The sequence below is a fragment of the Niallia taxi genome (assembly GCF_032818155.1).
In the GTDB taxonomy this organism is placed as follows: Bacteria; Bacillota; Bacilli; order Bacillales; family Cytobacillaceae; genus Niallia; species Niallia taxi_A.
Genome location: NZ_CP102589.1, coordinates 2,627,692 through 2,653,113 on the forward strand (window position 1 = coordinate 2,627,692; position 25,422 = coordinate 2,653,113).

The following is a 25,422-nucleotide window of genomic DNA, read 5'->3' on the forward strand; positions in this document are numbered from 1 at the left end:
TTTTATCTGAAGCAGTCTTGAAACTGCTGATGATCATTTTATCCTATTCTATATTAACAAAGTTTATCTATTTTTAAAAGAAATAAAAAACGGATATGATTTACATCATACCCAAAACTCTAAAACATTAGCTCAATACTCTATTAATAGCTTCTAATACCCTGTTTTCATCAAATGGTTTTACAATAAAATCTTTAGCGCCTGCTTCAATTGCTTCGACTACCATTTTTTGCTGTCCCATCGCTGAACACATGACGACTTTGGCATTTGGAAATTCCTTTTTAATTTCCTTAACTGCTTCGAGTCCGCTCATTTCTGGCATAGTAATGTCCATTGTGACAAGATCCGGGTCTAATTCTCTATACAGACGAATTGCCTCTAGCCCGTTTTCTCCCTCTCCAACCACTTCATGGTTTGCTTTGCTTAGTATGTTAAAGAGTGTTAATCTCATAAATTTTGCATCGTCTACAATTAATATTCTTGCCATAGCTGTTCCTCCTCAACAAAAAACGGACAAAATACTTTATCACCTATTTAAATGCACCTTAAACAATATAACGAAACTTCGTGATCTTTTCAATTACTATTTTGTTTAGTTCAGTGATGTAATTACTTACCTATTATTATACAGGAAAGTAAAAAATTTAAAAGCCTCGGAAGCCGCCAAAGATTGGCGAAAGCACTCGAATTATGACATTTAGCCCATTAAAATACAAAATAATTCCCATTATTATCATAAAAACTCCTCCAATTCTCATAAACGACCTGCTGTATCGTCTAATTAGTGGAGTGCTGCCAATGAAGAAGGATAGCAGCAGAAATGGGATGGCAAATCCTAAAATATATGCCGACATATAGAGAATACTAGATGCAGGATTTGTGCTTGCTAAATATAAAACTGCTCCTATTATTGGTCCGGAGCATGGTGTCCAGCCAGCAGCAAAACTAATCCCAATTAAAAAAGAACCGAAAAAACCTGCAGGTCTTTCCCTAAAGGAGAATCTCCGTTCCTTCATTAAAAATTTCGGACGAATAATCTCTAAAATTATAAGACCAAAAAGGATAATAATAATAGAGCCTGCTTTCCTTAAAAATTCCATATACTCTCCAAAAAGCGTCCCTATTAACGAGGTACTGAATGCCAATGCAAAAAATATCGTAGAAAATCCTAATAAGAAAAAGACTGTATGCAAAAGGCTATTTTTATGACGCAAAACAGCATTATTTTTTATACTGTCAACAGACATTCCTGTTATATAGGAGAGAAATGCCGGATATAGCGGCAGACAGCATGGCGAAAGAAAGCTTAAAAACCCCGCCCCTAATGATATGAACAAATTTATATCACTCATCTTATCCCTCCTCCTAACTCCATCCATATACTATATGACAAGCATTCTGTATTATGATATCTTTGCTTTTTTTGCATTTAATTCCAAAAGTCGTTATAATTAATTTATAGACATGCATAGTAATCAATATTTTTTAATAAACCGTTAAAAAATAGATGCTACTTTTGATGCCTAGATCCGCCGGCATATAAACAATCAACCTTTAAGTGCGACGAATCAGAAAGCTAGAAAGGACATATACCATGTCAAATCAACAGTTGATTTTTTTAATAGAAAAAAAAAGAGAAACCTTATTAGAAGTCGCAAAATTACATGGTTTTGCTTCTCCAATTGTGATAAAGTGCAGTCAAGAACTTGACGTACTAATAAATAAACTAATGGAGGATTCCCCTAAACAAAAGGAAACCGCCAATTAATAAATCCCCTTTCTAATATAGAAAGGGGATTTATTAATAACGTAGGCAATAATTCAGTAAGATTATTCCCCCGGCAATCGCATAATACGACAAAATACTTTACTATTTTTGTGACAATATGTACTTAAGAAAAGAAAAAAGAGGATGGGACAAAACAAAAGATAAACTTTCTAAACAAGAATAATAAAATTACATCTAAATTTGAAGCTTGTGACTATATATGATATTAGATTGTTTCATTACGCTACCGACACTCGCTTTCCGCGGGGAGGAACCTGAGCCTCCTCTATTTCCCTTAGTAGTCGAGTGTCCTCCGCTCCATTTCACTATGATTTTTAATTATAGTATTAATACTAAAAACGTAAAAAAAAGAACTATTTAATCGACGGTTGATTAAATAGTTCTTTTTTTTTAACATATTCACATAATTATGTCCCATTCTCTCAGCTCTTAAAGCGTTTCCAACAAATTCAAAAACACTACTTTTTCTGATTACCAATCGCTTGTGATTCTCTCTCTTTCATTCGGTGCTTCTTCAACAGAAAAACTTAAAACTTTATCAAAATTAAAGTACTCACCTGAAACCGAGTCTTGAATCCATTGATTCTTCAAAATAAAACCAGTGGCATTACTTAAATGATTATGTCTAATTATTAAGCTTCTTCTTTCATTATCCCCATAAGTAAAATAAACAATATATTCTTTCATATAGTTGAATACACCTCCTATACTATAACTATTCGGCAATATAACAAACAATTCCTTCTTAATAACGAACAAATCGATAAATTTGTTGGAGTTAGTGTACGGACGATTTATCAATTAATTGATCAAAAGGAAGTACTCGAATGACTATGGAGGGTGCTGCATGCAATAAAATATAGATGAAGAAAAAAGAATGGGTTAATACTCTCCTAGTATACCTTTTTAAGCAAAAAAACCACTTCTTCCAATGGTTTAGCCCAATAGAAGAGGTGGTTTTTAAATTGTTTCAATGATAGTTAAACCAAATCAAAGCTTTCTTTGAAGTAAGTTACAATCTATCTTAATGAAAATGATGAATCTCAAACACAAATCAAATACAAGTGGTTAAAACCCTAATATATCATCGGGTTTTAAGCGCTTTTATTTGCCTTGTTGTTTGTTCATAGCAGCCATCATTTGATTGATTTTCTTTTGGGATGGTTTCATTCCCATTTGCATCATCATCATTTTAAGCATTGATGCATAAGGGTTTTTAAACTAATTTAAAACTATTTACCTGTTGAGAAAAATATACCATTATTTTTAATGATTGTCTATTCAAATAAAGATAATTTGAAGTTTTTTGGTTAATCCTTTTTCCTTCTATATTAATAGAAGAAACTAGGTGTTGGTCTAATTATTCTACTTTCGGCTTACCTTTATCCTCCCTTTCATTTCCTTTGTCTTAAAGAGGAAAATAAGTTGATGATCAAAGCGAGATAAAAGTACTTAATATATAGTAACATTTGAAATATCTTATGTAAAAAGTCCTATCTATATTAATACTTTTTTGTATAATAAAGTAATGGAATAAGAGAATATAGAGATGGAGTAAATTATGAGTACTATAATTAGATGTATAAACTGTAACCGAAAAAACAGGATATATGATACTAAAAAAATCAAATCATTACAAAATATCAAATGTGGTTCTTGTAAGTACAGTATCTTCAATTTGAGAAAAAAGTTCACTAGATATTGCGAGTATTGTAAATCAAGGCATGAAGCCTTGGGAAACGGATATTATTCCAAATGTCTAAAATGTAAAATGCCACTTGTGGGCAATTACGCAAGTGAGGAAATAATTTGTGATACATCGTGTTATTACTGTATGAAGAAAGTAGAGTATACATCATATAGTTCATATTTAACTACTTTAAAAAATGAAAAATGTAAAATTTGTAGTAAGTATATATTTTATATAGAAGGTGAAAAAGAGATTTCGAAAATAGATCAAATGAGCGGTATTGAATTTGAGATTTTTTTACAAACTTTATTTATGAATTTAGGTTACCAAGTTGTGAGGACTAATTCTAGTGGCGATCAAGGGGCTGACCTAATTATAAATAAAAATGGAAAAAGGATAGCCGTCCAAGCAAAGAGGTATAAAAATAAAAAAGTAGGGAATAAAGCTGTTCAGGAAGTACTTTCTGGTAAGTATTATTATAATTGTGATGAAGCGTGGGTAGTAACTAATTCGAACTTTACTGATAGCGCATATAATTTATCTATAAAAACTAATGTAGAATTAATTAGTCGATTAAATTTAATGGAGTTAATGTTAAAAAGTGCAGATAAATAATCAGAAACTAATATCTTTTTATATCAACGAATGTAAACTATATTGGAACTTATTTCTATATGGTTTATAACATGAAAAGAGATACCATTTTAGAGGTATCTCTTTATTTTTTAGCTATTTAACTGTTACTGAAACAGCTTTACCTTTGTTACCTGCTTTATCCTGTACATAGACAGATAACTTTGTGTTTTTCTTTTGTGCAGCTATTTTAACAGTATAAGCACCTTTGCTATTTACTGTAGCTTTGCCTAATTGTTTTGATCCTTTGTATACATAAACAGTTGTGTTCTTCTCAGCTTTACCTGTCACAGATTTAGACTTACTTGTAACTTTGTTTACTGAAGCTTTACCAGGAGCAGACTTATCTATATTTGAAACTTTGACAGTCTTGGATGTCACGTTACCAGCTTTATCTTTTACTTTGAATGTATATGATCCATTTTTAGATACCTTGTACTTTGTACTGGAGCTTTTAACAGTTTTCTTATTAGGTAATGTAATATTTTCTATATTGGAGGAATCACTACTAGTTATTTTGACTTCAACATCTTTATTGGTTGCTTTAGTAGTAGATACTGAACTTTCCACTTTAGGAGCAGTCTTATCAATATTAGTTACCTTAACTGTTTTTGATTTAATATTTCCTGCTTTATCAGTAACCTTAAAGGTATATGAACCATTTTTTGTTACTTTATAGCTTGCTTTGTCGCCTTTTACCTGTTTACCATTTGGTAATAAAACATAATCAACACCTGTTTTAAAAGGGAAAGATGAAAACCCATTTTCTTCATCTTTACTTGTAACAGAAATAGTGATATCTTTGTTTGTTGGTTTACTTGTAGAAAGGCTACTAGTTATTGATGGAGCTGTTTTATCAATGATAAAATAAGCATCAGTCGCATTTCCTGCTTCATCTTCAACTACTAAATGGTATTTACCCTCTGCTTTCAAATTATAATTTTGAGGTAATCTATATTCAGCCAATACATATTCACCGTATCTGTAAAATGAAAGCGAAGCTCTATCTTCGCTAAAACTAATAGTTACATCTTTGTTGTATACTCCATTATTGACTACACCACTAAAAGTTGGGGCAGTTCTATCAATAGAAAAGGTAACGTTTATCCTACTACCACTAGGTTCATAAATTTTAAGTATATATTGACCTTCTTCAGTTATTGTTTCTCCACTTTCAAATTCATAACCATTTAGTAAAGCATTACCATTAAAAATAGGAGTTACGCTGGTAGTATATCCTTTGTTGCTTTCAACGTTCTTATATCCATAATCAAACGATACGTTATTTGTTATTCCAAGCTCATCTTTCGTATAAATTTTTTGATTATCCACTCTATCCATAGCAGACAAACTAACGAAATACCATTTTCCTCTTGGATCATAAGTACTTAAAGAATAACCGCCTTCGTAATATGCAATTTGTTCGTCTTTATCATACACAGCTTGCAATTTAATGTTGAAAGAACTTTCTAAGGGACCCTTGAAACGAGCATTTATGGTATCTACTCCTGATATATCATCAGTGACATTTGCTCTCACATGTATCCAATCACCATTATCAAGAACTTCCTTATCAGGTAATTCAATTTCAACATCACTAACTAGTGGTGCATTGACATCTGGAGCTGCATTTGAGCTATTTGGTTGTAAGAATATAAAAAAACATACTAAACCAAAAATAAAACTCATTAATTTAAACCTTGGTGATTCTCCCATAAATTGAACCTCATCTCTAATATTGTAAATGCATTAATATATTACCATTTTCACAGGAAATTGTAATTACTTTCCTTACAATATTTTTCTATATTATATTACATTACCAATTTCCTTCAATACATTCAATATCAATGGACTAACCTGAATCAACACATACCCTAATCCAGCCCTTGTAATCTGAGACCAAGCCTTATCAGCCTTATCAAACATGAAGTAAAAACAAGAACCTACTATTATTACTGAAGCAACTGGAAAGGACAATGCAACAAGTACATCTAAAATGGGATCTAAAATATGAGCTAATGCGGATATTGTTTGTTCGCCCATCCATTCACCTGCTCCTACGGGTATTGCTTCGGTTGAAGGTGACGCAGCGAATGCAGGTTTAGCCATAAATAACGGTATTACTATTGATGTCCCTACACGTTTCATTATCTTTAAAACTTTTCTTTTTTCCGTTTTTGGAAATAAGTTTTCTTTCTTCTCCTTATAACTTCCACTCATGAACTCATTAAATGCGATAGCTTGCATATTAATCTCTCCCTCATAGTTGTTATAAAACCTTGTTGAGCAAACATTATCCTGTATGGTAATCAACGATCAAATAAAATCAGCAACAGTAAACACCTGTATATTTAAACCTTTGTGAAGTTCAATCAATTCTTTCCTTCTATGTTCTGTAGTGGTAATCCATATGAAGTGTGGAGCCATCATTCCAAAAGAATTACGCTGTCTTAATATCCGATACTTTTCAATTTTCTTTTCATTCCGTTTCATTGTCTGAGTATTATCAACTTCTACAATACAATGAGCATCACCTTTCATGAAAACAGCATCTGCAACACATTTAATTTCTTCCTTACCAGATACACTTTTACTAATTATTCTTCGTTCATTCAGCCATGTTTTAGGGCATCTGAAAGCAATATACAAATGATTCCTCATGATATAATGCTGAACGTTACCTGTACGCTTTCTCACCTTATTACAGTCAACTAATTCCCTGCCCTTTGCATTTAAGTAATAAATGTATTCTCCATCCTTGATAACATTTAAGTACTCTTCCATCTGCTTTAGTACTCGTTGAGCATTCCTGTCACTCTTTAAATCATGTATTCTCTGAATCTGACTCCTAGTTAGAAAGTCCAGCATCTTCAAAGATCGTAATATACTTTCCTGTCGATTCATCTTCTCCAGTTGTTTTTGATTCATCTATGATTTCACTCCTTGATTTGAAGTTAATCGTAATATGTGGCTTTATTATGGTGTCAATGAATGAATTGTCTATATATGGTGACTGTACAATCCTTTCTTGGTCAGATTGATAAATTCCCCTACCTGGTATACCAACAGGTAAATCTTCAGCACCATTCTTATCTAATACAACTCCACTTTGAGTTGCCGTTTTTAATTTAAAACATAATGCGGCACTGGTATTTGCCTTAACTTGACTAGGAAAGACCGATGCTAAAGGATACTGTGTGCAAAATATTAAACGGAATCCAAGTCCTGCACCTATTCTTGCGATTTCTCCAACCAGATACTGTGCTCTGTCTCTTTGAACAGAATCAAATCCTGTTATTTCAGCTCCTTCATCAACTATTACCACATGGCGCTCTTTCCAGTTTGCTTCTTTAATGTCTTCCCAACCATTTCTTAAAAATAACTCCTGTCGTCTTATCAATTCCTTTTCCAATGCTTCAAGAGTTTCTAATGTTTCATTTGCATTTTTAGCTAAGGATTTGACTTGTTTGCAATTTCTATATCTCGCAAAGGACAACCCGCCTTTTAAATCCACTAAACTTAGGCTTAAATTATCTGGTTCATTATGAATTAAAGTTGTTACTACATTCTTTAGAAATACTGTCTTTCCATAGCGTGTCATTCCGGCAACAAGTAATATTGGCATCTTTTCAAAATCGTGTTTAATGAATTCCTTATGTGTAAATCCTATAGGTACTTCCCAATTCTTCACCCTTTTTAATATGGATTTATCGTAATCAACTCTATCCGCTATTCCGTGGTCAAACACTCTCATGCGTAACATTCCGTCATATTCCATTTCCAATTCTTTTTTTAAATCCATTCTATAATCCAAAATGTCCTTTATTTGTTTGGACAAAGTCTTATCAAATTTAAGTCCCTTGAATCTTTGTAATTCAATTTGTCTTTTGCTTTTATTATTAAGTCCATCCTTAAACACACTATAAGCCTTTTGGAAATCCTCAAATCCTAAACCATATGGAACTTTGAAAACATACTCAGTGTAATTGAACTCTTTATTTCTAGTTCGTCTGTAAATCCTAAGTTTTTCATCATCTTTGTACAATCCTACTCGATCAGCAATCAATAAAATCTTTTTAGTTTCATTAATCGAATTTGTTTTGTAATAATGACCTGCACCGGCTAAACACAGCATGATACTTGATGTTAATATCTCGAATAACATTTCCCCACTCTCCCTCTGATATCACCTAAGTGATAGTTGTAGTTGAGACGAATTTTGAAACGAAATCTAATAGTTTGTTATAACAGCATTATTGCAAGTACTTCATTGTTCGTAGGTCTGTTTTGTAAACGAAATGTGATGCGAATTGTAGAGTGTATTAGGGAACGACAGAAAACTTGCCTGTCTCTTAACATTTATTTTAACTTTTGTGATAAAATAAGTTAAAAGGTATTAACATCAATGTGTAGAATGTAATATATGGGTGAATATAATGTTTAAAAATAGAATAGGATATTGGGCTGATAAAAAAGGAGTTAAACATAAATTTTTGGCGAATGAGTGTTCAGTAACAATACAGACATTTTCACGGTGGGTTAATAATAAAAATCAACCTGATTTGAGACAATCCTTTATTATCGCTCGTATATTAAATATCTCATTAGATAAATTGGGGGAAATTGAAACTAATGAAGATGAAGAATAACAGATTAATACGCTGTATACGAGAGGATAACTAACATGAAACAAGAAATTATTACAACAATAAAGAATTTTTTACCTATTGCAGGTGTTTTATTGGGTTTTTTACTTGCAACAACTAAAGATTGGATTACAGATAAACCAAAAGTTAAGTTAAATTTAAAAGGAGGAAAAATTAACTACTTTAAAATGATTGAAGACGTTAAAATTTATGTGCATGAAGATGAAGCTGAATTCTTATTAATTGATCTTAAAGTTGATATTTATAACTATGGTAAAGGAAATACCGCAATTAAAGATGTCGTTATTGACATTAAAAGGGGAGAAAGAGTATTAGCTCTCCAACCAGAGATGCACATAAATAACAATAATAATGAGGATTATTCCTTTACTCTAGACAGCTCAAGTATAGTCACTATGAACCTTAAGTTAGTTGTTGATAGGCAAGAAGAGAATCGTGAATACATTTTTGAAGACTCCCCTATAAAATGGGACGGAAAAGATAGGCTGCTCTTTAATGTCCTTGCTACTGATATAAAGAATAAAGAGCACAAATTGAAAGTAGAACCCGCTTACGTATTAGGTGCGATTGAAGGTAAAACAGAAATCGCTGTAGAAAACTAAAAATTAGCCCTACTTGAAAAAAGAACGTATGTTCCTGTATATTTTAGTTATAGAAATTAAAGAAGGATTTAATATGACTAAAATTAATTATAAAGATCGTCTACTCATGGAAAAAGCAATTTACTATCCCCTCTTGCTCTCTGTGTTAGAGTACGATCGCAAAGTAACGGAAGTATCAAATTTTAAAATTAAAACTGTTTATTTAAACTTAATAGAAAATACTATGAACCTTGTACAAAGAGAGCTTAAAAAAGTAAATGACCAACTTAGAAAAGGCAACATGAAGGTTCAAAGAGAATTGAATGATGGGTTGTTTACAGAGTATAATTTCTATCACAAGGGTTACTTTGAGGTTCATCGATATTACAATGCGAATTTAAGAAATAATACAGAAAGGCTACTTGGTGAATTTTTACATAAAGGAAGGGAATCATGAAAGAGAATACACCCAGAAAAAAAGAGTTACTATCTGTAAAAGAAATTAAGGAAATTACAGGACTAGGAAGAGAAAAAGCATATGAACTAATGTATTCAGGCGAATTCACAGTTTATAAATTTGGAAATAAGTTTATGGCTTTAGAAAAGGATTTTTATGCGTGGTTATTTAATGAGAAAAAGAAGACAAGTAGGTATTTATTTAAAACAAAGGGACTCAAGTAGAGTCCCACAGAAGCAAAACGTGCAATCACCGCACTTGAGAATAATATAGCACACTTCATAGTACAAGGGAATAACCCCTGTTATTTTTGTCTTTTTTGTCGAATAACTCATGCATTCAAGAGATTAACTGTATGATAAAAGTAACATAGATTAATAGGAGTGATACTATGAAATTTTGTCCAGAATGTGGCACAAAAGCAGAAGGAATGAAGTTTTGCCCTGAGTGCGGTTATAAATTAGGGGAAGTTGCAGCAGCTATAGAAACAACAACTGCGCCAGTTGAGCTAAATAAAGAAGAAACTTTATTATTAACATTTCAAACGCATATGTTCGGAATGGAAAATAAAAAAGGTATGTTAGGAAAGTTTGAAATATCTATTCCTCAGTATAATTATGAGCTTACTACAGAGCGTTTGTTGATAAATAAAGTAGGAGTAATCTCCACAAAAAAAGATGAAATTGAACTGTACAAGATTAAAGATGTAACAGTGAAACAAGGTATGAAAGAGAAGCTTGGAGGTTTTGGAGATATTGAAATACAAAGTTCCGATACTTCACATCCTACCTACACAATCAAGCGAATTAAAGATCCCAACAACGTGAAAGAAACAATTCGCTGTGCTGTTAGAGAAATTAAGAATAAGATGAACATTAGCTATAAAGAAGAAATTTAACTATCGTGAAATTCAAGACGGTTAAAAGCCCAACTCAAAATTGAATTGGGCTATTTTTTTTTATTACTTATTCAATTGTTTTAACATTGCAGCACGAGTATTCTTACCGTAAATCCCATCAACAGGGTTACAATGAACACTTTGGAATCGCCTCAAAGCATCCTCAGTCTTAGCACCCCAGATACCATCAGCAGTCCCACATTTGAAGTAGAGTTTGTTCAATGCTTCCTGGATTTGTTTAACTGCTGTTCCTTTGCTTCCTTTTTTGTATGTACCAGTTGGTAATGTATACGTAGTCTTTTTTGTTTCTGTTTTTGTCTCAGTCTTTACTGTTGTAGCTTTCTTAGTAACTAGGGTAATTTTATTACCTTTAGTTTTGAAAGTATCAGTTCCATAACCTTTATAAGCATACTCCAGATGTGGTTTATCAACAAAACTAGACCAATCTCCACCCCATTCAAAACCAAGCTTCTTAGCGTATGAAATTGCCTTCTTAGCTTCTGCAGAACCATAACCATTCCATAATGTTGTTTTACCGTCCACAGGTACGAAATCTAAAGCTTGACCAACAATATGATAAGACTTCATTGTTTGAGAAGCACCTTTAGCAAAATTTGCTTTCTGAGTTGCTTCAGAACGAATAGTTTCATAGATCAATATGTCAATCTTATTTTCAATAAGGTATTGATACCATTCAATGGCTTTATCCTTTGTGTTGTCTCCAAGTTGGGCAATGTTCTCCAAGTTTCTTTCATGATATGTAGGTGTGAAATCCATTATTAAACATCTCCTTTTAAATTAGTTTGCTTTCTTACTGGCTTTTTCAAGGTTTCCTACACGCTCGTCAATGTTAATCATGTGATCCTGAATTGTCACAAGTGTTTTAGCTGTTTCCTCTTGAGCTTTATTTGAACGTTCTAGATGTCTCATCAACTTATCTTCACGTACTTTAGCCTCTGCCTTTGACTCATCATGCATCGAAAAGATTCTTTCTTCCCTAGATGTGTTTTGCTTGTACATTTCTCTAATGACATAGCCACCAAGTAAAATAAACAATATCGTCCACACGAACTGCGAACTTGCAATATCTGTGGTGATTTGAACAAAATCCATTTTAATTCCACCTCCTTGTGCAAATAAAAAAGAGCCCTATAAAGGACTCTGAAATTAAATCTTATCCATAAGCAATCATAGCATTTAGGTATTCTTCTCTGCTCTGTGCAAAAGGGTGGACTGGATCTGAAATATCATATTCATAGAAATTTGACTTCTCGATTTGTCCTACCTGTGTTGTATTGTAACTGTAATCTCTATTAAAATGAGCATATACAGGAACCAATTCAACATTCGATACAGTTGTTCTTATTGTCTCTACTTTGTTAATCAAATCTTCAACCAATACCATGTTTTCTAGATTTCTAGCATTACCGTATTCGTTGTTTGCGAAGGTCGGGGGAGGGATGACCCCTATTTTAATATTAGTATTCGCCAACTTGATTTGACTAATAACAAATTCAATAGCATTAGAGAAATTAGCATATGTCCATGTTTTATCAAGAGCTAAATCATTTGTACCCAATGCGATTGAAACAATATCAGGAGTTGTTAATGTATTTTTTGATAGGTAGTCCACGAAATCAAATATGTAAAAATCCCCGGTTTTATCCGTATCAGTTGTGTATGATTTTTCTGTCCCTGCGGTACTAGTACGTCTAAAGCACCAATTCGGATATTTAGTTTTATCAGCTTCGGTAGCCAACTTCATAAATGGTGATGCCCAATCTGTTCTCGCACCAATAAATTGTTTTAAGGCTCTTCCGCTATATCCTTCATGATATCCCGCGCCGAACTGATCAGGATTTGTTCCTAGAAGATTTGCTGTTACGTTGTATCTAACTAATCTTCTTTTTAAGTATCTTGGAACTCCACCCTCTGTAATTGAGTCACCCATGCAAATAACATTAACTGTTTTTCCACTCTTTGTTGCAGGATCTACAACAGTTAATCCGATATCAGATCTGTATATTTTAGATGTATTTCCTGCTGGTCTAACAGCAAGAGAAAGCTTACTATCTAAATTACTAAGTCCTTCTAATGTAGCTTGTCCGCTGAATGATTGGTATATCGGAATACCTACATATGAGTAAAGTGGCGTTTTCAATCCACCAGCATCATATGTAATCAACGTTAAATCATATCCTCCGTTTTTAGTGGAATCAAACACAATTGAATTTTTGTATATAGGCAATTTTTCACCCTTAATAACATACATTCTTTTTGGAGAAACCAAGCGTTGATTAACTTTGTCATATGCTGGAGCAGTTTGTATCGGTAAGAATGTTTGCAAGAATGTAGAGTTTACAAAACAACTTGCATGAATTTCTGTATCAGCAAACGCATAATCAGCGATACTTGGAGCTTTTGCCCAACTGATAATTGCATATCCCCTTACTACACCATCCTGGTCAGTCAACTGACATACTTCTTTTTCTGGATATATGAAATTCCCACTCGAATCATAAGTAGCTGCTGCGCTAAATTGTAATCGTTCTTTGCTATCCTTATCACGAATAGTTATTTGTCTATGCGAATCAGATGAATGTTTTCCAAAAATAGCATTTATGTAATATCGGTCATACTTTCCTACGAAAAAAAGTTGATGTATACAATCCCCAGCATAAATATTTTGTCCTCCTGTAGAAGCACGAAATGCATTTGCGTTACCAGCAAGCGGATAATTTCTTGCCATAGTCTGTAAGGCGAATTTGCGTGTTGTCATGCTATCATTAACAACTTGATCTGCGGCAACAGAGTTATTCGCCATTTTATCAATAGTGACAATTTTATCCGCTAACTTACTTGTGGATTTAACAAATCCGTCTGGGAGAAAGCTTGCAATCTTGTTGATATTAACGAAACAACTTGCGTGTAATTCAGTATCTGCAAATGTATAATCCGCAACATTGTCAACACCTGTCCAGCTAATTACAGCAAAACCTCTGACTTCGCCATTTAAAGTAAGTTGGCAAAATTCCTTGTCAGGGTAAACGAAATTTCCATCTGTATCTAACATCGGATCAGCATGAAACTTAAATTCTTCATTTCCGTCTTTATCTCTTATCGAAATTTCACGACTGCTATCTGAACTATGTTTACTGAAGAAAGAGCGAATATAATACCTGTCGTATTTACCTATGAAGAACAATTGGTGAATATTAGCTCCAGCATACATCTTTCCTCCACCATCGGATATCCGTAAACTGTTAGCATTACCTGCTAATGGGTAATTTCTTAACAGCTTACCTTGGCTAGAAAATGCATCCAGCCCTAATGTTCCATTGCCTAACTTTACACCTTGATAAATGCCGGCATCTGACCATGCGGTATCATTCCAATAATAGATATGCCCATCAGCTAAAACCAAGAATACCCCTTGTGTGCCTGTTGGAAATGCATTTCTTAAAGCAGTCAGAGTCGTATATACTCCCTTAGGAGCACCACTTACTACGTTTGCGAGCATAGTTTCCACAAAGGCTTGTTCTGCCTTAGTTGCTAATTCAGCATTGGTGTAATCTTTATCTACATTGTAATCGACCTTTTTAACAGCTTGATTATCAGTAATTAATGAGATGGTTTCTTCAGCTAAATCCTTCGCTTCCTCTAGATTTCCCTCGACAGTTCGAATTACTTCATAAGTTTCTTCTGCCATATCGATAATAGAAGCCTTTAATTCTTCAAAATCGTTGACGTAATACTCAGTTAGCACTGGTATGTCTTGATCTATTAATGCTTGTTCAATAGTAAAACTAAATCGATGGACAGAAATACTTTGTCCATTTTCATAGTTTAGATACAGTTCAGATACAACTACTCCATAATATTTTAATTGTTCTGTAGTTAATTTGTATTCCGCAATACCTTTAACTTTATCAACAATAGTAACTGTTACAACAAATTTACTTCCATCTGCCATTTTCATAACCATTTTGCCTGTAGCTGCATTTAACGGAAGTTCTACACCGTCTTTAAATAAAAAGAAGGTCAGCTTAGCTGAACCTTCATCTTGTGTGGAAAAACGTACATTAGTACCTGTATACTGTTGCGCTGTTACTGATATGTTAAATTTCAAATCTACATTTTTTTCCATAAATTCACCTTCCTACATAGGATGAACAAAACAAATGGCTACACCGTAACCCTTTTCTTCATCGTATGGTGTTGTAATTTCCATAACTTTATATCCTGTATCACTAAATGTTCCTATTCCTTCATTCGGCCCTATAAATCCATTTTCTTTAACAGTTTCGTCAATTCGAACCCTAATTTGACCTAACAATCCTACAACATGCCATTCATCACGATTTTCTCGTGAGATGTATTCTGCATTGCTGTCCCAAGCAGGGTTTTCCACTGGAAGCATGTGGTGCTCAAATATCACATCATCAGTTTCATCTTTCTTGATTTGAATAACCTTCTCTTCAAGAATCAATCCACCGAATTCATTTGTTAAATATCGGTTTTGCCAATAGAATGTTGCTTGACCTAAGATATTACCTGCAGTTTCAGAGATTACTCCTAAAGGCATTTCTCCATCATTAGCCTTCCGAATCTTACCGTTATCTAATGTGACAATAAAACCACTATCGATCTTTTCACCATTGGTTGATTCAAAATACTCAGCATAATCACTAAATGAAGATGCTCCAGTTACAGCTCCAGTAAACTTACCTGTTCCTGATATAGAGTCCAATTCCCATTTTGTATTTCCTGTTGAGGGATTGGTTGAATCTCCATATCCACCTCTCACAGAATAGTTGTTATCATTAACTACTCCATTACTGGCTAGGATAAGCTTACCGTTCTCTGCACTTCCTGTTGTCTTGGAGTTGTTTGAACCGATAATGGCATCACGACCACCTTCAGTTTTTGAATCACCACTAGAAGCGATGATAACACTTCCTTCACCAATAGCTTCAGAGTTAGAAGATGCTATTACTGCTGTTTTATCACCAGTTGCCTTGCTATCAGATGTGGAGGATATTACGCTTGATGTTTCTGTTTTTGCGTATCCACTTGTACTAGCAATCCTAGTACCACCTTTAACATTATTAGGTACGAAGTCAACATAATCGTTACCTGCAATAGATGCTGCTAATGTGTAGCCTTCAGCATGTACACCAACAATACTGTCCTGAGAATTTACACTCGATAAACCAACTTGTCCATTCTCACCGACCATTGTAATGTTTGTAAGGTTCACATGATAAATAGCTGACCCAATAGCGATACCTATCTTAGCAGATTTATAAATTTGGATATTGCTAATATTTATGTTGTCAGTTTTCTGATCTCCACCAATTAAACGAATATCGGCACTAGCTTTCTTAAATCCACGAATATTAAAGTTATGTAATCCAATGTTTCTTGACTTATATTGAACTGCTATTACCGGATTGTCTCCATAATCATAATTAGGATCTCCAATTGCAGTAAATCCTGATATGTTTACATTCACATATGCAGAAATAGTTAATGCTCTCGGTGTTAAACCTGCATACAAATCATTAAATACTGGTTCAATCGCTGTACAGTTAGTCATTTCAACATCATAAGCAGTTGTTGAATCCGGATCTTCTACAGTGTGATGCCCGATATGTCTAAAATCATAAGCTCGTACATCTTGATATGATATATGTCCGATGATATGAACATCTTGTGCTGCAGCCCATTCTGTATGAGCTTTAACTTCAACACCTCGGATGTTTCCACTTGTGAAGTTATTGATTACCCATACATGCTTAGAACCGTCATCAATTTCAATACCATTACTATTGGAAACACCGTCTTCATGAGCATCTCCTGCTGGCGCACTAAATTGGCTATTTGAAATCCAAATGTATTCACTATAATGAGTGGTAATACCATCATCACCGTATCCAGAACCGATACAATTATCTATCCAGACAAAGCGACAACCATCTTTTGTGTAGTCTGTATCCGGTAAATGGTCATATGTAGGTGCAGTGATATCAAAGCTATGTAATCCAGAGTTGATTCCCTCAACTTCTTTAATCCATGCAAATCTAACTTTAGCAAGAGTTAAGCAACTTGAATGTTGTCCACCTGTCGCACTTACTCCACCCTGCCTTGTTTTGTTCCAATCTAAGGTCATACCTTTGACGGAAATATTTCTATTGCCATTTACGTAGTCTTGGTTCGTAATTACCCATTCACTTGCTGGAGTATCTTCATGCAATATGATTATTGTTCGTCCAATACCATCACCAACAAGTTCAACCCAAGATGGAATTTTAAGTCCTTTTACAACATAAGTTCCTGCCGGTACAACAACTCTTACTTTACCTGTACCAAATGCTTTGCTGAAAGCTTCTGTACTTTCTGTTTCTCCAGTAGGGTCTGCTCCAAAATCAGTAACGTAAACTGTTCTTTTAATTTTTGAAAGCAATTTATTGTATTCTTTATCTAGACGTTCCTTCAGCGAAAGATTAATAACACCTTCTACATCCTGTCTTGCATCCACAATTTCAGGAAAGCTCGAACTACTCAAGATTAGATTTGATATACGTGTATTCGTGTTTTCAATGCTTTCAGATACAGATTTCATGTCGTCTTCAATATCACCAAAAACTTTATTAACTAAGTTCCTGAATACTCTAGTGGTCTCTGTTCCTATCTGTCCGTAATTAAATTTCAAGTTGTACCACCTCCATTTTCTAATGCTTCTAATCTTTCCATGAGGTTTTGCAGATCTACCACTTCCTCACCTACGATAATTTTGCTTATTTTTACAAAGTCCTCGCTGGATAATAATCCGTCTGAGGTTTCATCAGCTAACCCAGTAACACCAGCTGCTATTTCTCTTGGATCATATCCATCTTCAAAGATTGTTCCAGCTCCTATTCTTACTTTGTTTGCTGCTAATACCCCTATGGCATAAGCAAGATTAAATACCATCGTTCCACTTAAGGCAGACTCTTTAATCTGTCCTGTTTTTGAATCCACGACTTTACTAATGGTTTGTGAACTAGTGGATAGACTTGCTATAATATCCGTTCCCTTTTTCTTAATTGTTCCAAATGTAAACTTAGGTGAAATATTGGGATCGGAATAACTTTCTTTTTCTACAATACGTAACTGTAAATCCACGTTTAAAGGATCTAAAATACAGTAAGCATAATCTAATCTGTTGATATCTGATAAACCCATCTCAACCAATTCTTGCGCTGTGAGTGATAAAGAAATATCCCAAGAATCATAAAGTCCTTTTTTAAGTGTTTCGTATAAAACTGTTGCATTCGTAATAGTGTCTGAAAACAATGGCTCAGCTTCTACAATCCCATATTCCTCTGCTAAAGGAGATGTGTACTCTGTAACACAGGTATACTGTTCATCACCTTCCAACTGCCTAAATAGGGTAATGATGTTACCGTCTAATAAATAATTAAAAGGAATAGAGTTTTTAACTTTAGTGTTGGGATTGTCAGTGTCCTTTTTAAATGTTGCTTTGACGGAATACTCCTTACTTTCTAACCCTCTAACAACCTCAATTGTTTGTTCAGATGCTTCTTCTTTGGAATATGTTGTAATCGTTTTGTTCGTATCACCTATAGCGAATTCCCATTTACCACCCATTTTGTGGACGATTGTTCTAAAAGAAAAACCTGTACCAGTGAACTTGAAACTAAAAGTAGCTCCAATTTCCTTAGTAGCAGGTTTATTTTGAGTTGATTCTGTATAATAGGTTCCTGTTTTCGATTCATAAGGAATGGATTTATTAGAGCTAACATCTTTCTCTTCTTTTGGTTTTCCATATCCTCTAATATACGTAGCAAAGTTACTTGAGTCTGTATCTTCATTGATATCATTAATATTGAATTTATGTAGAAATTGCTTTTCTGTTACGATACCTAACTTCGATGCTATATGAACAACTCCAGATGTATAATCAAACTCGGCACCAAGATCACCAATAATTTCTTGAAACAAAGCTAAATTGTTATTGCCACCAAAGTCTTCATAATCGAGTAATTCAGGTAGTGTTTCCGGATTGAGCACGTATGTATAGCCAGTATCTTTAAATACCATATCAAGTAAGTAATAAGGACTAAATGAGCCTTTTATGGTTTCATAAATCCTTTTTCTTTTTAAATCATCGAAAAATCTATGTTCATTTGAACAATCAATCTTAACTCGTTCACCTGTTACTCTTCTGCCTACTTTTTTTATTATGTATTCCTCATTCTTATAAACGAAGTAATTTCTCTGTTGAATCATATCGAAACCAATTTCATTTTCCTCTGATTTAGTCCCAGAGACACTTAGTGTTTTTGCACCTTGTTCTCCTTCTTTCAAAGTACAAGTAAAGCCGTATAAAGGCTCTGTATTTCCTTTTCTGTCTTTTATAATTAATAACTCACTGTCCTTCATACCCTCACCTACTTGTACCAGAAATTAAAATCAAACGATATTTCAAACGCACCACTTGCTCCGACTAATTCAAATTCATTCCAACCGGGAGCTAATGTGATTCGTTTATGATTGGTATCAGCAAAAATACTTATTCCATTCTTCAAATGCCTTACTCGATTCAATTCAATCGTATCAGTTGCCTTTGTAGTTCCTTTATAACTAAACACATCACCAGTTGTCGTATTTTTGATTTGTAATTGATTAGATGACCCCTTAAAGGTAATCACTAAAGGTAATTGCTTTGGGTCAACAGCTATACCGCCATTAAAAACTTTGAAAGTGGAAGACTTAAATGTATACAGAGCATCATTTTCAAAGTCTATTCCTCCTCCAATTCCTTGCCACTCATCATTATTGAAATCAATTGGATTAGACAAGGTACTACCAAGAGATTTGCAAAAAGGTGATGAAGAAATAAAATCAATGGAAACTCTTGAAGTCTTATGGTTTATTACCTCTGGAATAAATTCACCATCAACCTTTACATACCATACTTTACCTGGTTGTCTACTATCGATTAAGCCTAACTCTTCTTCTGTTGAAAATAAATCCATTAACTCATCTGTTAACAAAACTAAATCAAGATGATCTGCCGCTTTAATGAGAAAGTCAGCTGTAAGCTTTCTCCCTCCCCAAACAGTTCCAGTTGAAATTAGTCCATGTCTACCTTCAACAGTTTCGTAATTATTAGTTGCACTTAAAGAAGATTTTCTGAAATCCAGCAATTCGACTCCGAAATCACGATGATCGATAGTGCGGTTTTCTTTCAAGATAGTTAAATACATTATCGATCACCCCCTTCTTCCTAATTTTCTTTGAGTGTTATCTTGTATCATGTCATCAATGTGTTCAAATTGAACCTGTGCAAGTTCATAACCATCTATGTATACCGGTGCTGGGTTAATGATAATCTGACTATTACCTTGTGAACCTCTATCTACAACTAATTGATCTCTGGTATTCCTTCCTGCTTCTCTTGCATAACGCATTGAAACATCATGAGGAACTACCTGTGCGCCATTAGGTAAGTTTACAAGTTCACCTCGTCCACCTTCATTAATCCGAGCAAATCCACCTAGCCAATCGTCTGTACCTCTTGCCAACATTGGAATATGTCCAATTTCAACTCCTGGAATCTTATTGATTAAGGAGACTGCGCTATTAATACCACCAATTACATCGTTAACAAAGCCTTTTACCTGTCCAACCAATTGACTAACTGATCCAGAAATACCACTGAATACACCACTAACGAATGCAGTCAATCCATTCCAAGCACCTTTAATAGCGTCGAAAACACCAATAATCTTATTGGAAACACTATTCATAATACTTGAGACTGTTGAAAAGATTGTGCTGAACACACTAGAAACTGTTGAGCTTAAACCACTAATAATGGAGCCAATTTTGTTTATTGCAGCTCCTATAAAGGTCATAATATTTTGGAACACTCCAGACACAACAGTGAAAACTGTACTGAAAATTCCTGCTACAACTGCAATAATCGGTGTTATTACCGCAATTATGCTAGTAATTATGCCGGCTATAAATACAACTATAGGAGAAATTACAGCTATGATTGCACTAATAATACCTGCAATAATAGCAACTATAGGACTAAGAGCAGAGATAATCGCTGCTACAACTTGCACAACAACAGTAACAATAAGCATAATCACAGGTAGTAGAGCCTGAATTACTCCGATAATTACTTGTATTATTGCAATAAGAGCTGGTGCAACAGATTCTACAATATTCATAAATGCCATAATTAGACTTTGCACCACAGGTAACAAGGCACTAATAATGACAGCTACTAATGGCATCAACTGCGCTACCAAATTAATCACGATCATTACGACTTGCATTATTATCGGAAATAACTGATTGAACAATCCGATAAGAATAGGTAAAACAGCACTAACAATATTCATAAATGTCATACCTAGTTGAATAACAACAGGTATTAAAGAAGCCATGGCTTGCATAATCAATGGAATAATTGCACTCGCAAGTTGTCCTATTGAAGTTCCTAACGTTGCCACTAATGGCAATACCAATGATGCTACTTGTTGGAACGCACTGGCAATTTCCGGACCGAAATTTTGAAACAGCATAATAACCATTTTTACAATTGGATTTAATCCTGCAAAAATAGAAATGAACTGAATAACAAATCCGCTACCGACTCCACCAGCTTGTTGGAATCCACTGAATAGGCTAGAAAAGAACGTTGAGACAATTTGCCAAACTGAAGTGAAAATTGGAATAAGACTGTCAATTGTACCTGTTATCGTGGAAAACACGGAACTAAATATTCCTGGTGCTGAAGCGACAACTTGTTTAATTACTTCTATGGCTGTAGAAACTGCATTTTGAATAAATGTAGCTATGTTACCTACCTTTGTAGCTGTACCTTCAGATATCCCAAGCGTTTGCATAAAATCAACATTGTCCTTAACACTCATTGAACCGAACCATATATCCCAAAAAGAAGTAATGATTCCACCCAATTGAGATGTAATTGTCATCAATCTACTTGCTATATCTGGACTAAAGCCCATGTTAACCAATAAATCAGGTTTTGCCAAACTAATAAATGCAGATCTTAATGTTGTACCTGCTTGGCTACCATCTAGACCAGCATTGACCATTAAACCAGTTGAAGCAGATAATTCTTCTATGCTAATTCCTAATGAAGCAGCAGGTGCAGCAGCATATTTAAAGGAGTAGCTCATATCACTAATTCCCGCTGCTGTTTTATTTGCAGTCATCGCTAAAATATCCGCAACTTTACCTGACTTATCAGCTTCCATCTGGAAGCCATTCAGAGCACTTGCAACAGTATTTGATACAAGAGCTAGGTCTTCACCACTTGCTTCAGCTGCAGCGATAACACCAGGCATAGCACTAATTACTTGATTAGCATCAAAACCTTTAGCAGCCATCTCAGTCATCGCTGTAGCAACTTCACTACTTGAAAGTGATGTACTAGCGCCTAAGTCTAATGCTGATTGAGTCATAGTATCTAATTCTTTTGAGCTTGCCCCAGCAATAGCCCCTGCTTTTCGCATGGCTGTATCGAAATCTGCGGTGGTTTTTATAGCTCCAATAAATGGTGTCGTAATTCCCGCAGTGATACCAGCTCCAGCTAAAGCCGTTTTCTGACCCATATCATTTATTTTTTGTCCTACACTTTTTACTTGTTCAGAAAGGTTGTTAAGAGACTCGTTTGCACTCTGGAAAGCCCTGGTAAACCCACTAGCATCACCAGTAATCCTTGCGCTTAACGTATAATCCGCCATCTATTTACCTCCCTTCTTTATGTTATTTGCTTTGAAAATCTTATCCACCCAAGATTTCCCTTTCTTAGATTCAACATCAAGAATGGCATTGACAGCATTTTCGTTATAATCCTTGTCCACTTTGTGTGCCTTTTTCCGGAATAATTCGAGAAACTTACTGCCTTTTTTCCGATTTGCATTCGCTTCGGCATTCAACATTGCGTTACGCATCCATGTAGTGTCATGAATGAATTTATTTTCATGCTCTTTCCTAATAAATAACTTTTCTGTTTCGGTTAATTGGTCAAACTCAGAGCGAGAAATGCCAATTCGAACAACAAAAAAAGCCAAGTCCATCTCATATAGATAGGGCTCAGCTAATTTTGCTTTTCTTATATCTGCTGGAGTTGGTTCATAATCGTTAGGCAGATCACTTTCGGTCAGCTCTAACGGAACATAAACCCCAAGTCTTCTTGTAATTTTTCAATAATCGCTGTATTTACAGTGAGTAGTCCGTTTTCTTCTACTACCTTATCGAACATTTCAACTGCGATACTTTGCTTCACCACTTCATTAGTGGACTCTTCTACTAAGGCTGCAGAGAAAAGTGTTTCAAGTGTTTGATATGGAAGGATACCGTTATTCTTAGCTACCTCTCCAATAATGCTTGTTTTTGTTACCAGTTCGATTGTTTTTAATTTTTTCTTATTGTATTTCAATGTGTATACTGTTTCATCTACTGTAAACATTTATTTTCTCCTCCTAAATTAAACTTCTGGTGTTTGTGGTGCATCTTCTAAGTCAACAAGTGCTCCAGTCCCTTGTAATGATGCTGTATATGTTACAGAATCATCATATGGAGCTTCGATTGGATAAGATGTTACTAATACAAGTCCGCCGAACATATCCGTTTTTGTTTTCTGATTTGAAACCTTTATTAAAATCGGTTCATCCTTTTCAAATGCTTCTTTTAAGAATTTATGAGAAGCATGATCTCTAACGTAAACCCCATCATTATCAATAGACCATTCTTTAAACCCAACTGCAAACTGTTTCCAGCCGTTTGAATCTTTCGATGTTACTTCAATGGTATCTTTATCACGATTAATCGTAAGACCTTGCTGTCCTGCAACTGCAAGTAATGTAGTTCCAGTAGAATTCCACATGGATAACAAGATATCCTTACCTGCAGTAGCTTTATTTAATTGACCTGTTAATTCCGTTTTTAGAGCTTCACTCATGATAGCCCCTCCTATATCTTCATTTTGTATCCTGAAAAGACTACGAAGTCATATCCTACAATTGCATGTTTCGTACCATCGGCTTCATTTAATATTTGAGAAACGCCATTTGGTACTTGTAGAGTTACTTTATAATCACCAGGTAAATTTATATCTTCTGTTAATGCTTCTTCTAGTTTCTGAATAGCTTCAAATACCTTTGTAGAACCATTTCCTTCTGTATGTACATGAATTACAACTTGATATCTGTCTTTCTGCATAGTTTTACTTTTCTCTGGAATAGAGCCGAGCATTTCAGCGTGGTAGTAAGGAACTGGGTTGTCTTTCGGTACTGCGTCATAACAGCGTAATCCTGTATTTTCTTCCACTTTCTGAATGACTCCAGCTAGAACAGAGATAAAGGATAATTTTTGTAACATTTTCATTACTCCTTTAACTTAGCAATTAAATCCTGTTTATAAATAGGTCGCTGAGTATCCACATTTCGCTTAAGAAAATACTGACCGGGAACATATCCCCCATTAGCTAAGCGATGTCCATATTCAACATGAGGAGCATAATGGACTCCATACCCTACCTCGTCACCTCTATATTGCGCTGACAATCTTAACTGAGCAGTATCAACAGGAGTTCCACCGGATCCTTGTGATCTTGTATAAATATCCCGTGCACTCTTCTGAGCAACAGATTCAAAGTCTGTTCTGCTCTTTTGTATCAATTTCTCTTCCAGTCTTTCTAGTCCATCGAATGTAATTCTCAATACTGCTCACTTCCATATCGATTAACAACTAATATTCGCCATCGACTGTAATCATCACCAATTATTTCCGTAATAGAATAGTAAAGCCCATCCATTTTCACTTTATCAACTTGTAACAATGTTTCTTTTTTAGCTTGTGTAATGATTTTTCGGTTGTTCACTGTTACTTCTCGATTATCTAAAGCAACTTCTTTCGCTGACCATGATGAAAAGCGACCAAGTGACTCACCTATCAGAACTTGTTCATATATAGGGTTATTCAACTGATCGCTTCCAATTTCTTGATTTCCATATAAAAAGAGTGGTAAGAATCTCATAAGAATCTCAACACTCCTCTGTTTGCGTTTTCCTGTTTCTTTTTCACTTCTAGGTATCTAGAAAAATCAGTCTTGTATTCTGATAAAATATCATCAAAAAATGTAACTTTGGATGTATCTACATTTTCTGACTTCATACCCTCATTACTATTCAACCATTTATTGTACATGGCACAGACAATATCAACAGCAACTGATTCCAATTCAACAGGTAAAATAGTTACCCCTAACCGTATATTAATACGATCAAGGGCAGTCATAACTAATTCATCAAGTAGAGCTTGATTGATTTCAGGTTTACGGATTAAAACTCTATCTCTAACAGCCATTTCACTCACCTTTTAAGGCGTTTTCGGCTTCGATAGCTGCTTCCTTACCTTTTACCTTTTCACCATTAGAAAGTTCATAATAAGCTCCTCCTGAATGCTGAGGATACTCAACTTCAACCTTTTCAATAAATACTTTTTTAGCTGTATTTTTTTCAGTTGAAAGAGCATTTAAACGACTTTCCGATACTTCTACACCTTCTCGTGGAAAAATATCTCCCACCTCGTAAACTCTTTTGTTATCCTCTAAATCACTGAAAATGGAAATTACTTTATACATTTAATC

General features: G+C 34.5%; 29 protein-coding genes and 1 pseudogene. 7 read left to right on the top strand and 23 right to left on the bottom strand.

What is annotated here, in order from left to right:
• Nucleotides 1–127 precede the first annotated feature (127 nt).
• Together NQZ71_RS13005 and NQZ71_RS13010 are read right to left on the bottom strand one after the other, a co-directional pair.
• Nucleotides 128–487, bottom strand: coding sequence for a response regulator (locus NQZ71_RS13005; RefSeq protein ID WP_127741339.1), 360 nt, complete (start codon nucleotides 485–487; stop codon nucleotides 128–130).
• Nucleotides 488–644: 157 nt separating this feature from the next.
• Nucleotides 645–1,352 (bottom strand): cytochrome c biogenesis protein CcdA, encoded by a 708-nt coding sequence (locus NQZ71_RS13010; RefSeq protein ID WP_275005391.1) that lies wholly within the window; start codon nucleotides 1,350–1,352, stop codon nucleotides 645–647.
• 242 nt (nucleotides 1,353–1,594) lie between these two features.
• Here NQZ71_RS13010 and NQZ71_RS13015 point away from each other — a divergent pair, with 242 nt between their 5' ends.
• The gene (locus NQZ71_RS13015; RefSeq protein ID WP_317010774.1) at nucleotides 1,595–1,768 is read left to right on the top strand and encodes a Spo0E family sporulation regulatory protein-aspartic acid phosphatase; all 174 of its coding nucleotides are present in this window, start codon (nucleotides 1,595–1,597) and stop codon (nucleotides 1,766–1,768) included.
• Nucleotides 1,769–2,260: 492 nt separating this feature from the next.
• On the opposite strand, the gene NQZ71_RS13020 is transcribed toward NQZ71_RS13015, so the two are convergent.
• Together NQZ71_RS13020 and NQZ71_RS13025 are read right to left on the bottom strand one after the other, a co-directional pair.
• The gene (locus NQZ71_RS13020; RefSeq protein WP_127741345.1) at nucleotides 2,261–2,476 is read right to left on the bottom strand and encodes a hypothetical protein; all 216 of its coding nucleotides are present in this window, start codon (nucleotides 2,474–2,476) and stop codon (nucleotides 2,261–2,263) included.
• A 417-nt stretch (nucleotides 2,477–2,893) separates the two neighbouring features.
• Nucleotides 2,894–2,995, bottom strand: a pseudogene (locus NQZ71_RS13025) (YneF family protein); the annotation flags it as partial.
• A 628-nt stretch (nucleotides 2,996–3,623) separates the two neighbouring features.
• Here NQZ71_RS13025 and NQZ71_RS13030 point away from each other — a divergent pair.
• Nucleotides 3,624–4,094 (top strand): restriction endonuclease, encoded by a 471-nt coding sequence (locus NQZ71_RS13030; RefSeq protein ID WP_317010775.1) that lies wholly within the window; start codon nucleotides 3,624–3,626, stop codon nucleotides 4,092–4,094.
• Between the two features lie 114 nt (nucleotides 4,095–4,208).
• On the opposite strand, the gene NQZ71_RS13035 is transcribed toward NQZ71_RS13030, so the two are convergent.
• The 4 genes from NQZ71_RS13035 to NQZ71_RS13050 form a co-directional block, all read right to left on the bottom strand.
• Complete coding sequence (locus NQZ71_RS13035; RefSeq protein ID WP_317010776.1) at nucleotides 4,209–5,828, bottom strand: Ig-like domain-containing protein; 1,620 nt, start codon at nucleotides 5,826–5,828, stop codon at nucleotides 4,209–4,211.
• A gap of 93 nt (nucleotides 5,829–5,921) precedes the next feature.
• The gene (locus tag NQZ71_RS13040) at nucleotides 5,922–6,362 is read right to left on the bottom strand and encodes a TrbC/VirB2 family protein (protein WP_317010777.1); all 441 of its coding nucleotides are present in this window, start codon (nucleotides 6,360–6,362) and stop codon (nucleotides 5,922–5,924) included.
• Nucleotides 6,363–6,431: 69 nt separating this feature from the next.
• Nucleotides 6,432–7,043 (bottom strand): replication-relaxation family protein, encoded by a 612-nt coding sequence (locus NQZ71_RS13045; RefSeq protein ID WP_317010778.1) that lies wholly within the window; start codon nucleotides 7,041–7,043, stop codon nucleotides 6,432–6,434.
• Nucleotides 6,964–8,280, bottom strand: coding sequence for an FtsK/SpoIIIE domain-containing protein (locus NQZ71_RS13050; RefSeq protein WP_317010779.1), 1,317 nt, complete (start codon nucleotides 8,278–8,280; stop codon nucleotides 6,964–6,966). Before NQZ71_RS13050 ends, NQZ71_RS13045 begins: the two co-directional genes overlap by 80 nt.
• Before the next feature lie 271 nt (nucleotides 8,281–8,551).
• On the opposite strand from NQZ71_RS13050, the gene NQZ71_RS13055 reads away from it, so the two are divergent.
• From NQZ71_RS13055 to NQZ71_RS13075, 5 genes are all read left to right on the top strand, one after another.
• Nucleotides 8,552–8,764: a helix-turn-helix transcriptional regulator gene (locus NQZ71_RS13055; RefSeq protein ID WP_317010780.1), complete on the top strand. Its 213-nt coding sequence runs from the start codon at nucleotides 8,552–8,554 to the stop codon at nucleotides 8,762–8,764.
• A gap of 35 nt (nucleotides 8,765–8,799) precedes the next feature.
• Nucleotides 8,800–9,384 carry a hypothetical protein gene (locus NQZ71_RS13060; RefSeq protein WP_317010781.1) on the top strand — a complete coding sequence of 195 codons (585 nt, stop codon included), beginning with the start codon at nucleotides 8,800–8,802 and terminating at the stop codon, nucleotides 9,382–9,384.
• A 73-nt stretch (nucleotides 9,385–9,457) separates the two neighbouring features.
• Nucleotides 9,458–9,820: a YhjD family protein gene (locus NQZ71_RS13065; RefSeq protein WP_317010782.1), complete on the top strand. Its 363-nt coding sequence runs from the start codon at nucleotides 9,458–9,460 to the stop codon at nucleotides 9,818–9,820.
• Nucleotides 9,817–10,044, top strand: a complete 228-nt coding sequence (locus NQZ71_RS13070; protein WP_317010783.1) for a helix-turn-helix transcriptional regulator — start codon at nucleotides 9,817–9,819, stop codon at nucleotides 10,042–10,044. Before NQZ71_RS13065 ends, NQZ71_RS13070 begins: the two co-directional genes overlap by 4 nt.
• Nucleotides 10,045–10,211: 167 nt before the next feature.
• A complete protein-coding gene (locus NQZ71_RS13075; protein WP_317010784.1) occupies nucleotides 10,212–10,718 on the top strand; it encodes a PH domain-containing protein in 507 nt (168 codons plus the stop codon).
• Between the two features lie 63 nt (nucleotides 10,719–10,781).
• Here the strand turns inward: NQZ71_RS13075 and NQZ71_RS13080 are convergent, their stop codons facing one another.
• The 15 genes from NQZ71_RS13080 to NQZ71_RS13150 form a co-directional block, all read right to left on the bottom strand.
• The gene (locus tag NQZ71_RS13080; RefSeq protein ID WP_317010785.1) at nucleotides 10,782–11,495 is read right to left on the bottom strand and encodes a peptidoglycan-binding protein; all 714 of its coding nucleotides are present in this window, start codon (nucleotides 11,493–11,495) and stop codon (nucleotides 10,782–10,784) included.
• Between the two features lie 21 nt (nucleotides 11,496–11,516).
• Nucleotides 11,517–11,831, bottom strand: coding sequence for a hypothetical protein (locus tag NQZ71_RS13085; protein ID WP_317010786.1), 315 nt, complete (start codon nucleotides 11,829–11,831; stop codon nucleotides 11,517–11,519).
• A 61-nt stretch (nucleotides 11,832–11,892) separates the two neighbouring features.
• Nucleotides 11,893–14,865 carry an SGNH/GDSL hydrolase family protein gene (locus NQZ71_RS13090; RefSeq protein ID WP_317010787.1) on the bottom strand — a complete coding sequence of 991 codons (2,973 nt, stop codon included), beginning with the start codon at nucleotides 14,863–14,865 and terminating at the stop codon, nucleotides 11,893–11,895.
• Nucleotides 14,866–14,877: 12 nt separating this feature from the next.
• On the bottom strand, nucleotides 14,878–17,433 hold the full coding sequence (locus NQZ71_RS13095) for a peptidase G2 autoproteolytic cleavage domain-containing protein (protein ID WP_317010788.1): 2,556 nt from the start codon (nucleotides 17,431–17,433) through the stop codon (nucleotides 14,878–14,880).
• A complete protein-coding gene (locus NQZ71_RS13100; RefSeq protein WP_317010789.1) occupies nucleotides 17,430–19,166 on the bottom strand; it encodes a phage tail protein in 1,737 nt (578 codons plus the stop codon). Before NQZ71_RS13100 ends, NQZ71_RS13095 begins: the two co-directional genes overlap by 4 nt.
• Before the next feature lie 8 nt (nucleotides 19,167–19,174).
• Nucleotides 19,175–19,993 (bottom strand): phage tail family protein, encoded by an 819-nt coding sequence (locus tag NQZ71_RS13105; protein WP_317010790.1) that lies wholly within the window; start codon nucleotides 19,991–19,993, stop codon nucleotides 19,175–19,177.
• 6 nt (nucleotides 19,994–19,999) lie between these two features.
• Complete coding sequence (locus NQZ71_RS13110) at nucleotides 20,000–22,513, bottom strand: phage tail tape measure protein (protein WP_317010791.1); 2,514 nt, start codon at nucleotides 22,511–22,513, stop codon at nucleotides 20,000–20,002.
• Complete coding sequence (locus tag NQZ71_RS13115; protein ID WP_394374109.1) at nucleotides 22,514–22,843, bottom strand: phenylalanine racemase; 330 nt, start codon at nucleotides 22,841–22,843, stop codon at nucleotides 22,514–22,516.
• A 95-nt stretch (nucleotides 22,844–22,938) separates the two neighbouring features.
• Nucleotides 22,939–23,241 carry a segregation and condensation protein B gene (locus NQZ71_RS13120; protein WP_317010793.1) on the bottom strand — a complete coding sequence of 101 codons (303 nt, stop codon included), beginning with the start codon at nucleotides 23,239–23,241 and terminating at the stop codon, nucleotides 22,939–22,941.
• 18 nt (nucleotides 23,242–23,259) lie between these two features.
• On the bottom strand, nucleotides 23,260–23,733 hold the full coding sequence (locus NQZ71_RS13125; RefSeq protein WP_317010794.1) for a phage major tail protein, TP901-1 family: 474 nt from the start codon (nucleotides 23,731–23,733) through the stop codon (nucleotides 23,260–23,262).
• Between the two features lie 11 nt (nucleotides 23,734–23,744).
• Nucleotides 23,745–24,152: a tail completion protein gp17 gene (gp17, locus tag NQZ71_RS13130; protein WP_317010795.1), complete on the bottom strand. Its 408-nt coding sequence runs from the start codon at nucleotides 24,150–24,152 to the stop codon at nucleotides 23,745–23,747.
• Between the two features lie 5 nt (nucleotides 24,153–24,157).
• The gene (locus tag NQZ71_RS13135) at nucleotides 24,158–24,493 is read right to left on the bottom strand and encodes a hypothetical protein (protein ID WP_317010796.1); all 336 of its coding nucleotides are present in this window, start codon (nucleotides 24,491–24,493) and stop codon (nucleotides 24,158–24,160) included.
• Nucleotides 24,490–24,810: a hypothetical protein gene (locus NQZ71_RS13140; protein ID WP_317010797.1), complete on the bottom strand. Its 321-nt coding sequence runs from the start codon at nucleotides 24,808–24,810 to the stop codon at nucleotides 24,490–24,492. Before NQZ71_RS13140 ends, NQZ71_RS13135 begins: the two co-directional genes overlap by 4 nt.
• The gene (locus tag NQZ71_RS13145; protein WP_317010798.1) at nucleotides 24,807–25,139 is read right to left on the bottom strand and encodes a head-tail connector protein; all 333 of its coding nucleotides are present in this window, start codon (nucleotides 25,137–25,139) and stop codon (nucleotides 24,807–24,809) included. Before NQZ71_RS13145 ends, NQZ71_RS13140 begins: the two co-directional genes overlap by 4 nt.
• 1 nt (nucleotide 25,140) lies before the next feature.
• Complete coding sequence (locus NQZ71_RS13150; protein WP_317010799.1) at nucleotides 25,141–25,416, bottom strand: hypothetical protein; 276 nt, start codon at nucleotides 25,414–25,416, stop codon at nucleotides 25,141–25,143.
• Nucleotides 25,417–25,422: the final 6 nt, after the last annotated feature.